This window comes from Paenibacillus sp. VTT E-133291, from assembly GCF_002264395.1.
Taxonomy (GTDB): domain Bacteria; phylum Bacillota; class Bacilli; order Paenibacillales; family Paenibacillaceae; genus Paenibacillus_AQ; species Paenibacillus_AQ nitricinens.
Map to the genome: position 1 here is coordinate 14,569 of NZ_NFVA01000033.1, position 13,518 is coordinate 28,086.

5 protein-coding genes are annotated in these 13,518 nt (G+C 43.4%); all 5 read left to right on the forward strand.

Annotated elements, in window-relative coordinates:
* Positions 1-86 precede the first annotated feature (86 nt).
* The 5 genes from CA598_RS14870 to CA598_RS14890 all read left to right on the forward strand — a co-directional run bounded on the left by CA598_RS14870 (position 87) and on the right by CA598_RS14890 (position 13,516).
* Positions 87-1,382 (forward strand): ABC transporter substrate-binding protein, encoded by a 1,296-nt coding sequence (locus CA598_RS14870; RefSeq protein ID WP_143812414.1) that lies wholly within the window; start codon positions 87-89, stop codon positions 1,380-1,382.
* A gap of 27 nt (positions 1,383-1,409) precedes the next feature.
* The gene (locus tag CA598_RS14875) at positions 1,410-3,041 is read left to right on the forward strand and encodes a response regulator transcription factor (protein WP_179283672.1); all 1,632 of its coding nucleotides are present in this window, start codon (positions 1,410-1,412) and stop codon (positions 3,039-3,041) included.
* Between the two features lie 99 nt (positions 3,042-3,140).
* On the forward strand, positions 3,141-4,154 hold the full coding sequence (locus tag CA598_RS14880; protein ID WP_094877003.1) for an S-layer homology domain-containing protein: 1,014 nt from the start codon (positions 3,141-3,143) through the stop codon (positions 4,152-4,154).
* Between the two features lie 143 nt (positions 4,155-4,297).
* Entirely contained in the window at positions 4,298-9,454 is a 5,157-nt protein-coding gene (locus tag CA598_RS14885; protein ID WP_094877004.1) for an endo-alpha-N-acetylgalactosaminidase family protein, read from the forward strand.
* A gap of 93 nt (positions 9,455-9,547) precedes the next feature.
* Positions 9,548-13,516 carry a family 20 glycosylhydrolase gene (locus CA598_RS14890; protein ID WP_179283673.1) on the forward strand — a complete coding sequence of 1,323 codons (3,969 nt, stop codon included), beginning with the start codon at positions 9,548-9,550 and terminating at the stop codon, positions 13,514-13,516.
* Positions 13,517-13,518: the final 2 nt, after the last annotated feature.

The window sequence follows — 13,518 nt, forward strand, 5'->3', positions numbered from 1 at the left end:
AGTCCAGAGGGAAAACATCATTCATGTGTAATCTCAGAGGAGGTATGATGGTATAAACTTTTTTTCGAAGGCTGTGATTAATAGAAGTGAAAATAATACTCCGTTTGTCCTTAATAGGGATCATTTCTCTTATTTTTGTAGGTGGCTTCTTCTCTTTAAGTAAGTTCAGTTCCAAAGGAGGGGCAATAGAGCAACAACAGGAAAAGGTGAATCTGGATCAACCGATTAAAATAAAATTTGGCATGTGGGAAGCGAAAACAGATATCAAATTTTGGACGGAAAAGGTAAGAGACTACTCTAAAATTAAGCCTAATGTAACAGTTGAAGTAGAGACGATTCCTGATAATAGCGGTCAGTATTTAAAGGTTCGATTAGCAGCCAATGATTTGCCGGATATTTTTTACCTGAAGCCAGATGACCTAATCACTTACAAAGCAGTACTTCTTCCACTGGATGGATTAGCCGCAGCAAAAAACAATAAATATCCCGCTAGAATAGATCATTCCATTCTTGGTTTGCCGCTTGTATCCTTCTCTGAATATGTCTATTACCATCCAAGTATCTTTCAAGAGGTCGGCGTAGAGATACCGCAAACGATGGATGAATTTATGGATGTGATGATGAAGATCAAAGCGGATGGTAAATATATTCCGATTGCGATTGGCGGGAAAGAGAATTGGACGTTTTATCCTTTCACTGAGTTCGGGCCGCCTCTACTATCCAAGGATGAGAATTATTTATCCTCAATTGCACAAACGAAACGTCCTTTCGGAAAAGGTTCTCCCTTTGAGAAAGCAGCAGTGATGATCAAGAAAATAGCAGAGAATGAACTAGCTGGGCCCGATGCACTCAACATTGGTGTGGATCAGGCAACGCAGCTGTTTCAAAATAATGAAGCGGCCATGCTTGCACTCGGCCAGTGGTACCTTAGAGATCATTTGTCCAAAATGAAGGATGATAAAGATTTAGATGCGTTCACCTTACCCTGGAGAGAGACTGCTTCAGAACGTTTGCAGGCAATCACTATGCCAGATCAATATATGGCGATCAATAAAAATTCCAAAAATACGGAAGAGGTTAAAGCATTTTTGGAATGGGTATTTAGCCGAGACGTTTACCAAGTGTATATTAACTATTCGCAAAATTCATCGACAGTGATCAATATTGAATCATTCCTGCCGTTCTTCAACAATGTTCAAGAAAAGCACCCCTTTGAGCCGTTTATGTACCTGGGAATCGATGAGAAATTTGAAAAAGTAAAAAATGCTATACAGTTCGATGAGAAGAAGGCTGCACAAGAAATTTTTTCAGGTGCTGAGGTGTCCGATATTCAAGAAAAATTGAATGATGATTGGGAGATAGCGGTTGAGGCTTTGAGGTAATCCTATAGATCAATTATGGAGGGATTTATGATGAAATTCAAAGCTCTCATTGTTGATGATGAACCATTAGCTAGATTAGCTCTTCGGGAGTATATATCCATTGCTTCGACCGATTTTGAGATTGCAGGGGAAGCAGGAGATGGTAAGGAGGCATTAAATATGCTGAAAATCCATCAGGATGTGGATCTAGTTCTGGCGGATATTCAAATGCCAAATATGAATGGAGTAGAACTACTCGAAGCACTGAATAACACTACTTTTTCGAATCAACCGTTAACCATCATGCTTAGCGCATACGGAGATTATTCTTTTGTAAGAGATTCCTTTGTGCTCGGTGCCTTTGATTACATTGTTAAAGCCAAGTTAGATGAAACTTATATTGCACCGGTACTGACTAAGACTGTGGATGAATTGAAGCGGCGGCAAAGCTCCTCAAAGTCAGCATCAAACTTAGAGGACGTAGAAGCCTCGATCTGTTCTATTTTGCATCGACTGTGCCTATCGGATTCTTTAGAAGTGACAGACGATGATATAACGTCTTCGTTGGAGCTTGTTCGAAAGCATATGGGGGAAAAAAATCTGGAGGTTGCACTTCTTAGGCTATCAGATACCGTTCAATTTGAAGATTCACACCGTATGATCATGCAGACGATACGAACAGTAACGAATCGGAGTAGAAGTGAAGGGATCTGCAAAGTATGCAGATATGATGACAGGCATTACGTATTGTTCTTCTCTTTTCCAGAGCAATGCAGCATTATTGCCGTTCGTAGATTGACAGACATCATCTTGTCAGAAGTGAGCATGAGATTAAAGCAATTTATTAATTTGAAGCTGTCTATGGGCATCAGTGACATTGTAGATGGTCTTCACCAGTGGAACCGATTATTCCGCCAAGCGGAACGATTAGCAGGCTTGAGTTTCTACCAAGGGTACAATCGATTATATTATCCGGAAGCTGAAAGGCGTCCATCTATTAAGGAAAGTGACTGGAAAGAAGTATGGTATTTGGCTAGAACCGAAATGCTGAAGTCATTAAGTGATCCGGATTTAATGAAATGGCAGGAGGTCTATGAACACTGCTGTAACTTGTTGATTCAGCGATACCCTTGTTCACCTGAGCTTATTAAATCAGATGTAGTCGATATGACTTGGGAGGCAAGCGCATTAATTTATCAAAAAGGCGTTTCTTGGGAAAAGCTTCATGATAAGCTGCCATATCCCATCACGGATCATATTTATAAGCAGGAAACCTGGGAGACTACGGTGCATTGGTGCCGACTGTTCTTGGAACATCTGCATCAAAAGCTGCATCCGAAAGACCAACCTAAGGAATGCTTTCTCAGCCCTGTTGTTGCTAAAACGAAAGAGCTATTAGAGAAAAACTTTAACGAAGATGTCCATTTGTCAAATATTAGTCAGATCGTCGGTGTAAGCGAGAGCTATTTAAGCAAACAATTCTCCAAAGAAATAGGTGTTAATTTCATTCAATTTCTGACGAATCTGCGAATCGAAAAGGCTAAAAAGGCGCTGGAGAGCGGAATGAAAATATATGAGGTTTCTGAGCAAGTAGGATACGTGAATCCGGAACATTTCAGTCGTATTTTTAAAAAAATCACAGGAATTAGCCCCTTAGCTTATCGCAGAGAGAAAGAATAACAAAAATAATCATTTTTGAACAAAATAAATCATGTGTATCCGGTTTCAAAATCCATATGATAGGGGGGAGTTAAAATTCACGGGTGAAGGGATGTTCTTATGAGACGCAAACGATTCACGTTCGCACTAATCTGTACGTTATGTTCTTCCATGTGGTTAAGTACAGTCCATGCTGAAAAAGTCTCTGACTTCGAGATGCAGACATCAGCTACTGAATCTGCTAATTCTACGTTCACCGTTACATTAAAGGGTAAAGATATTCAAGATTTATACGCATATGAAGCTAAATTTAATTTTGACCCGAAAGTGCTTGAGATTGTAAAAGCAGAAACGAAGATCAAAGGCTTTTCTGTATCTCCAATCGTTAAAAACAATGAAATTACGATTGCCCATACCAAAATTGGAAATGTGAATGGTGATAAGGGTAATTTGGACATTGCCACGATTACCTTTAAAGCTAAAAGGGCTGGTACAACTGCAGTAAAATGGACCGCATTAAAAGTTCTTGATCGTAATTTGAAAGATCAGGAATTCACCCCGAATCAATCCTCAACCTTTACCAAGATTTTCAGCGACATCGTCTCACATTGGGCGAAGCAAGATATCATGGAAATGGTCACTAAAGGAATTGTTGAAGGCATGGATGCCGACAGCTTTGCTCCGAATAATAACATCACTCGTGCACAATTTGCAGCTCTAATAGCTAGAGCATTAGATCTTACAGAAGGTTCTGGAAGTAATCCGTTTACGGATGTGAAATCAGGGGTTTGGTACGAAGATACGGTAAAGAAGGCTTATGCGGCCGGAATTATTAGTGGTTTGTCCAAGACGAAATTTGCTCCGGAAAAAAGCATTACTCGTGAAGAAATGACAACGATGCTGATGCGAGCGAAAGCTTATGCTTCCGGCGTAAAGGTCGAAAGTATGGTCTCAGATTCCACTACTACATTTAAAGATGATAGTAAAATAAGCCCGTGGGCTAAAGCGTCGGTGGGGTTTGCCTTGAAATCTGGATTAATGAAAGGTAGGACTCAGACTACATTTGCACCAAAAGAATCTGCTACAAGAGCGGAATCAGCCGCAGTTATCAAGCGATTGTTAAATTCCAAGTAATACAAAAAAACATATAATGACGCACCTTCTTATGGAAGGAGGGCTCATTATGACCTTTCGATGTTAAAAACATACAATTAAAGGAAATATGTGAATTTAAAATGTTCATTCTACTTATATTTAAGTGAAAAGAGGTCGTAGAGATGAGAAAACGTTACAAAGCGTTTAGCTTACTATTGACGTTGTTGCTAGGGGTACAGATTGGCTTGCCATCGGCAGCCGTATTTGCAGCTCAAGAATCGGATGTGTATTTCAGAGATTATAATGATGGCAACATCAGCGGATGGACTCCAGCTAAGGGGACAACTACTTTTTCGGCGGATCAAGGTGCTGTTAAGGCGGTGACACAAGGGGTTGTTATTATAGCAGACCAAGATTCACCTCAGGTAGCTAACGCTGAATATGAGGTGAAGTTAAAGTTTAGCCAGCCTGCCACTCGATTTGGACTGGTCTACCGATTCGTCGATAGCAATAACTACAATGTTATCCAATATGATGCGGGTACTTGGGGCTGGGATGCAATGAAAGGAGGAACGGAATCGTATGGAAATATTACGGCTCCTAGTTTTACTTTTGCTGCGGACCAACAGTATACCCTCAAATTGCGATATGAGAAGGATAGCATAAGTTTATCAATCGATGGCAACAACGTGCTTACGACGAGTCTTCCCTCTTTATCGACAAGTGCAGGAAAGATTGGACTTCGCAGCTGGTTTAATAACAAGACCCTATGGATTGACGATGTGAAGGTAACTCCAATTGTATCCACGGATCCAGTACCAAGGCCGATTACGATTACAGAAACTTTAAGCTCGGATACGATGAAGGTCGAAATCGATAAAGAATTCCCACGGGTTAAACAATACACATGGTTAGACAGCGGCGCGGAAATGTATGGACAGTTAAATGGATTTAATGAAATAAAAATCAACGAGAAGTCTTATTTCGTTGTCGCTTCTGATTTTAGTAAAAAAGCAGCAGATGCCACACATGGTGAGATTGCAGCCTACACAATTCAGATTCCAGAAATTAAAGTGAACCTCAAAGTTGAAATGGAGGTTCAGGATAACATTCTTCAGTTCAAAGTGGCCAGCATCGAAGAGAATGGTACCGAAAAAGTGAAGACCATTGGCTTCCCGAATCATGACCTTGTTTCTGTCATTGGAACTCAGCCTACAGCGCAGGAAACGGCCGTTCGCATAACTGGTGGCTGGAACATTGTACAGGACGAATTTAACAACATTAAGACGCAAGTAGCAGACGTTAGTGGGAGCCGTACCTATGCCTTCGTTAACTCTGACGTCTTAGCTGCGAGTGTAATTACGAATGTAGTAAACGGCTATGATAAGGTGCGTGTTAAGGTAGGCGATGATACGGCGCTCCATACGAAAAAAGCAACAATATCGGGAGGATCATGGGTTTATCGTGGAATTGCAGTGCTCGATCCGGAACCTCTGCCTTGGGCTAAAGTTGTACTGACACCAGATGCGAATGGAGACAACGTTGTGGACTGGCAAGATGGGGCCATTGTATATCGTCAGAATACGGATGCTCCAACCGGCAGTGAAATGATAAGGGACAATATCTCTTATATCAGCATGAATATCGGATCTACTACAACTTCACCGTTCTTGCGTGCTTTTGATAATGCGAAGAAGATCTCTAATCTCACGGATGGCTTTGGACAGCTGATTCTATTCAAAGGATATCAAGCGGAAGGTCATGATGACTCTCACCCGGATTACGGCGGTCATATCGGTATTCGTCAGGGTGGAGAGAAGGATTTTAATTATATTTTGAGTGAAGGAAAGAAATACAATATCCGCGGCGGTGTACACATTAACGCAACAGAATACGCGCTGGATGCTTTCGGCACCAAAATGGAAAATATGAATCAGCCTTTGAGTAAAGGCTGGGGCTGGCTGGATCAAACATTCTATGTTAACAAAACCAAAGATGTGGAATCCGGTGAATTAAAAAGACGTCTGGATATGCTGAAAAGCGACACAGGCGACAACCTTTCCTTTGTATATGTGGATGTATATGACGGTGCCGATTATAATGCGAAGAAACTCGCAGATTATATCAACGGTAACGGCTGGATGCTCGGAACAGAATTTGCAGGACCTCTGTTTGAGCAGGCCTCTTGGGTTCACTGGGGAACAGATCCGGGGTACCCGAACCAAGGTGACGATAGTAAAGTTACCCGTTTCCTGCGGAATCAATCGCTGGATGGCTTCTTAACAACCCCTTTACTGAAAGGGAATAAGCAGGTAGGCGTGGGTTACTGGCAAAACAGTGCTCCATTCTACAGCTACCAATCAACAAGTGCGGCATTCTTCAATCACAATCTACCAACAAAATATATGCAGCATTTCCCGATTATCAAGATGACCGATAACCGCATTGACTTTGCAGAGAAGGTTGTAGTTGAACGTAAGCAGGACGGTAAGATTCATTTAAGTAAGGATGGACTTGAAATCGCTATCATGACAGATAGCAGCAACATTAGTGACAGTACGGTCTTTATTCCATGGAGTCCTGAGACAGAGGATAAAATCTATCACTGGAATCCAGCGGGTGGCCAAACGACTTGGAGTCTTCCAGAATCATGGAGTAACGTAACGTCGGCACAGTTATATAAGCTGACAGATTTGGGACGTGAGCATGTTGGCAGTGTAGAAGTAACTGGAGGTAAGGTCACACTTACAGCGCAGCCGGGGATTGGTTATGCCCTGTATAAGACAACAGCTGCTGAAGAGCCGGAAATGGTATGGGGCGAAGGGAGTTCGGTTAAAGATCCGGGCTTTGACAGCCAAACATTCGGAAACTGGAAGAAATCTTCCACAGCTGCAAGTGATGATCACATTAAATTTGTGAAGAACAGTAACGCCGATGACCAGCTTCAAGTGAAGGGTCCTGGTGATGCAGTAATTCAGCAGGAGATGACCGGACTTACACCGGGCAAGACGTATTCTGCATCAGTATGGGTGAAAGTAGATGGAAAACGCACTGTGGAAATCGCTGTGAAGCAAGGGGCTGACAAGGTTGTCAATACACTGGATAACACGGAGCATGGCTTTTTAGCCCAGCAGCATAAATATGTGAGCACGAATTTCCAGCGGATTAAGGTTACCTTTGATGCGGTAAGTGAGACCGCCAATCTCTATTTAAATGTAGAAGATGGAAGTTCGACTGTAACCTTTGACGATGTGAGAGTATGGGAGAATCCAACCAAAACTGACGCAGGTAATTCTGTATTGTTCGAGGATTTCGAGAACGTTGATGAGGGCTGGGGTCCCTTCGTTTATTCTAAAATAGGTCCGGTTCGTACGCATTTAGTTGAAAAAGGCGACAATCAGATCATGACTTATGTTCTGGATGGTAATTGGTCGCTTAAAACGAATGAAGATGCAACAGGTGAATGGCTACGTACATTGCCTCACACGCTCCGAATGAAGGAGGATAACCGCTACCATCTGACGATGGACTACAATTCAGATGAGACGGATATGTACACAGTGGCTGTTCGAGTGAAGGAGAATGGGGTAGTTCGTGATCTGGTTAGTGAGAATTTGAAAGAAGGACGCGACACGCTGGATCTATCTTTTACAACCGAAGGGGTGAAAGATGCCTATCTGGCTATTATCAAAAACAAGCTGAATAGTCAGAAGGAGTTAACCGGTACGCTGGTGGTCGATAACATTCGCGTCGATGATGAGGGTGCGATCATTCCGGAGGAAGGTGTACTTGTTTCGACTATTACATTAACGCCAAATAAGATGGATCTGAACAAAGGAGAGTCTAGTTCCGTTAGCGCTCTGGTTAAACCAGCAAATGCGCATGACCGGACACTGCTCTGGACTTCTGACCACCCGGAAATTGTATCCGTGGATCAGGCCGGAAAAGTTACTGCACTTCAAGCCGGTACGGCGGTCATTACTGCTACCGCAAAAGATGGAAGTAAAAAAAGTGCAACCTTGACGATTAATGTGTATATGCCTAACACGCAAATTCCACAATCACAAATGACTGCAACGGCGAGTAGCTTCCAGCCTGGAGGTGAAGCGAGTCTTGCACTCGATGGAGATATGTCTACAATCTGGCATACGAAATGGACCCCGGCACACTTACCGGAATCCATTACTTTGGACCTCGGAGGCAAATATAACATTAATCAATTCAATTATTCACCTAGAGTATCTGGAACCAATGGAACGATTACAAGCTATAACCTGTACACGAGTGTTGACGGAACGAATTTCACAAAAATGGCAGAAGGATCATGGTCACTCGATCAGACCACAAAAATTGATCGCTTTACAGCTGTAGAAGCAACACATTTGAGACTTGAGGCTATAGAAGGCGTGGGTACCTTCGCATCTGCTGCAGAACTCAATGTGTTCAAGACGGAGGATGAGGCAGAGGCAGTAAAAGTCACAGGCGTCGTTATGGATAAAGAACGGCTGGAGATTAAAGTAGGCAGCACGGGCGAATTGAACGCTGCGATAAAGCCTCTGAATGCTTCGAATAAAAAAGTGCTCTGGAGCAGCAGTGATGAAGCTGTAGCAACCGTTGAACAGCAAGACGATCATGCTCTTGTTAGGGGATTGAAAGCAGGCGAAGCCGTAATTACGGCAACAACAATGGATGGGGGCTTCGCTGCAACCAGCCGGGTTATCGTATCTGAAACAGATGGCGAGTTAAAATCTTCCTCCACTTTGACAGCGCCAAGTCAAGTTCAGCCAGGAGAAGTGTTCAAAGTCCAATATGGACTACGGAATCTGTCTGATAAGATTTTTGCGCAGGACATCGCCCTAGAATATGCCGCGGATGTTATGGATTTCGTTGAGGCACGTTCGTTAATTAGTGGGGTAAGCGTTATTGATTCAATCAACAGCACGCCAGGTAAACTTCGCTTTATTGTAGCAAGTGAAGGTGCGACCCATGGAGTTAGTAACAGTGCAGACGTGCTCGAATTAATCTTTAAAGCGAAGGAAGTTAGCCAAACGGTGAATGGGGCAATTGCTGTTAAGAGTGCAATTATTTCAGATGATCAGGGTAAAGAAATTTCGGCAGCGAACTCTTCCGTAAATATCGAGATTGGTAAGAAAGGAACGCAAGGAGACATCAACGGTGACGGTAAAATAACGATCGGGGATCTGGCAATGGTTGCAGCGCAGTATGGCAAGACTACAGCAAGCCCTGATTGGGAGAAAGCGAAGAAAGCAGATATGGACGGTGACGGCAAAGTAGGATTGGAAGATTTGGTTATTGTAGCTCGCAAAATTGTAGAGTAATCAAGATCATAGGCCAGGTACATGTGTGAGTAACTAAACATGATGTACCTGGTTTTTTTCAAAAGGGATGATTTGACTCGTAGGAGGATGAAGATGAAAAAATGGTTGTACGGCTTTACAGTTTTTTGTCTAGTGCTTTACTCTATTCCACTACAATTTGCAGCAGCGGCTGAAGCTGAGAACGCTAAACCAAAAGTGATACCAAGTTTACAAGAGTGGACTGGCGGTAGTGGTTCCTTCAAGATGACTGACAATTCCAGAATCGTAATCCCCACGAGTGAATGTTTATGTGAACTACCAGCTACCGCAGAGGTCTTTCAAGAGGATCTTAAAGAATTAACTGGATACGATTTACCAATTGTTCAAAATAAGCCTGCTTCTAAAGGGGACTTCCTGCTTAGGCTCGATAAGACAGCTGATGATTCGATTGGCAAGGAGGGCTACTACTTTGAAGTAGGAGATTATGTGGAAATACATGCAAACACCGAGACCGGTGTGTTCTATGGAACAAGAACGGCACTACAGATTTTGGAGCAAGATCCTGAGAAGACCAGCATTGTAAAAGGGGTAGCGAAGGATTTTCCTAAGTATGGAGAACGCGGTTTTATGCTTGATGTAGGACGCAAGTTTTTCACGTTAGACTTCCTGAAGGATTACGCTAAATTTATGTCCTATTACAAAATGAATGATTTCCAGCTTCATTTGAACGATAACGAAATTTTTAAGGATAACAGCCGGGAGCATTGGAACAAATATACGGCTTTTCGTTTAGAAAGTACCAAATACCCGGAATTAACGGCAAAGGATGGTTACTACACGAAACAGGATATGCGTGAATTGCAGGACATCGCCAAAATACGGGGACTTAACATCACACCGGAAATTGATACCCCCAGTCATGCTCTTTCATTTACAAAGGTTAGACCAGATCTGGTTAAGGATAATTTGCCTGTCGATCATCTGGATATTACACGTCAGGAAACGGTCGATTTCATCAAGGATGTGTGGGACGAATATTTAGATGGGGAATGGTTTGATTCAGAAACGGTTCATTTTGGAGGCGATGAATTCGCACCTAATGATCGGACTACTTTTGAGAAGTATCGCGAGTTTCTGAACACGATGAATGAACACATGAAGAGTAAGGGGAAGAAATCAAGAATGTGGGGCAGCTTGAGTGCATTCCCAGGTACAACGGTTGTTGATAAGGATATTGCTGTAAACGCCTGGAATAACGGATGGCAAGATCCAGTGGCATCGGTGAGAGATGGATTCAAAATTATTAATACGGTTGATTCCACGCTCTACATTGTACCGAAAGCTGGATATTACCATGATTATCTGGATTCACAATGGTTGTTTAATAACTGGGACCCTACGAACTTTGGTGGAAGCACGAAGCTGCAGGAGGGTGATCCGAACCTGCTCGGTGCGATGTTCGGGACTTGGAACGATATGATGGGCAAGAAAGTCAGTGAGGCGGATGTCCACGACCGTGTGAAGAAAGCGATGCCTGTCCTTGCGGAAAAAATGTGGAGAGGCCAGTCCACGGACAGCACATTCACCGAGTTCCAGCAGTTGTCAGTGAAGCTAGGTGAGGGTCCTGGAACGAATTTATTACATGAAGTGAATACGGTCGGTGATCTTGTTGTTCATTATCCATTTGAAGACGGCGCGCTGACGGTTCCTGATCAGTCCGGAAATTCTTATGATGCTACATTAGGAAATGGCGTTACTCGAGTGGCTGAAGGAAAGACAGGAAAAAGCGTGCGGTTTGCAGGGGCCACAGATCATATTCAAACACCGCTCTCAATAAAGGGCTTCCCTTGGACGGTCTCCACATGGGTTAAGCTTGATGATCAACAAGAAGCGGATGAGAAGATTCTGATGGAATCCGAATATGGTGCACTTAAGCTGAAGCAGAAAGGGACACCAAATGCCGGATTCACCCGAGAGGGCTATGATTACAGCTTTAACGCAGCGATTCCTGTTGGGCGGTGGGTTCATGTTGCCTTCAGAGGAGATCTAAATGGAACCTCCCTGTATATCGACGGGGATTTAAAAGGTTCTGTTGCTGTAACGAGCATGCTACCTGCGGCTATAATCGGCAGCTCATCCAAAGCATTCACTGGACGATTGGATGAATTTAAGATTTTTAATCGGGTGCTGTCCGGTAAAAAAATTGCGGAGGAAGCAGGATCACCCGCTTGGACCATCAATTTAGCTGCGCACAAAACAGCAGTAGCTTCTTCCGTCGAGGTACCTCAATTTCCGGCTAGTCTTGTAGTGGATGAGGTTGATACGGGTGCTTCACGCTGGTCCTCTAAATATACCGACAACGAGTGGATCTATATTGATTTAGGCCAAAGTACAGACATTAGCAAGGTTATTTTCAAGTGGGAAAGTGCTTATGCCAAAGGCTATAAAGTTCAAGTATCCGATAATGCGGAGAATTGGCGGGACGTTTATACGACTAACGCAGGCGTTGGCGGAGTAGAGATTGTCAAATTCCCAACTGAACAAGCGAGATATGTTCGAATGTTAGGTACGAAGCGAGCGGGAACCTACGGTTACTCCATGTATGAATTTGAAGTCTACGCTCCTAACCCAGATGATCCTGTAGAAGTTCCAGCGCCTGTGAGATATTCAGCAAGCTTTGAGAATAACTCGCTCGAAGGTTGGGAGCATGTCATCGGTAAAGGTGTTGGACGTATGGAGCTTGTGGAAGCACCTGATCAAGCAGGTGAGCATGCCGTTAAGTTCACCTCGAATAGTGTAAATAATCTGTTTATCGATCAGCAATCTCCGATCATTGGAGATGGTGAGCTCGAGTTTAAGATTACACCGCAGAGTGATGTTATCCGAACGGGTGTTATTTTACGCTATCTCAATAATGACGCTTGGGCTTCTATAGGCTTTGATCAAGGGGCTTGGTATTGGGTGAACGCTCAGGATTCCTATGGTTTATTAACCAATGCCCAGGACGCACAATTGAAAAAAGGTAAGACATCGACCGTAAAAGTGAAGTTTGAAGGGAAACATGTAACGCTGATTGTCAATGGAACGACCTATTTTGAGGCATCAATTGCGCAGATCCCAACAGATGCAGGGAAAATGGGAGCTAGAGTATTTGGTCCATCAGTTACCGTGTTTGATAATTTTATGTACAGCAATAACGTTCCTGAAGTTCCGGTAACCGGTATCAAGCTGGATAAAGCTGAGCTTTCGATGAAGACCGGAGAAACACAAACGTTAAGCGCGACACTTCAACCGGGAAATGCAACGAATAAACAGGTGACTTGGAGCAGCAGCGATGAAGCTGTTGCGACTGTTCAAGTTCAAGGCGGGAAAGCAGTCGTAACTGCGTTAAAGGCAGGAACTGCTGATATTACTGCAAGTACCGTATCCGGAGGATATAAAGCGGTGAGTAAGATTACAGTGGTAAGGGAGGTTTTAGATGAAGCAGCAACAAGCTTAGCTGCTCTGCAAACCGTTCCTTATGGTCAGAATTTCGATATAACGTTAGGCCTACACAATGTTACAGAGGCGGTGTATGCACAAGATATCACGATTGCATTCGACGCTTCACTAATGGATTATGTATCCGCTAATGCGTTGGTGGACGGCGTGGGTATCCTTGAGACGAAGAATACTGAAGGCATTGTGCGTCTGATTCTGGCTAGTCAAGGTTCAGGGAGTGCGATTAAAGGGAATGTTGAAGTAGCAAAGATTACCTTTAAAGCTAAGGATCTGACAGAACCCCAAACCGGACAGATTGCTGTAAAGCGTGCAACGCTTGGGGATAGCGAAGGACAGGAAATAAGCGCAGCCACTTCCTCGGTTCAGGTGAAGTTCACCACATCAACAGTGCCAGAGCTTTCTAAGGATTTGAATGGTGATGGCAAAGTCAGCATCGGCGATCTGGCTATTGTCGCCGCTAACTACGGTAAGACTTCAGCCGACCCAGATTGGGATAAGGCGAAACGGGCAGACATCAATAGTGACGGCAAGGTCGATCTGACGGACCTGGTGCTTATAGCTAAAGACATTGTTATTGAATAAAG

Bases quoted from the DNA above. Each gene is read 5' to 3' on its own strand.
- CA598_RS14890 (WP_179283673.1), top strand. From the start codon at position 9,548: ATGAAAAAATGGTTGTACGGCTTTACAGTTTTTTGTCTAGTGCTTTAC.
- CA598_RS14885 (WP_094877004.1), top strand. From the start codon at position 4,298: ATGAGAAAACGTTACAAAGCGTTTAGCTTACTATTGACGTTGTTGCTA.
- CA598_RS14875 (WP_179283672.1), top strand. From the start codon at position 1,410: ATGATGAAATTCAAAGCTCTCATTGTTGATGATGAACCATTAGCTAGA.
- CA598_RS14880 (WP_094877003.1), top strand. From the start codon at position 3,141: ATGAGACGCAAACGATTCACGTTCGCACTAATCTGTACGTTATGTTCT.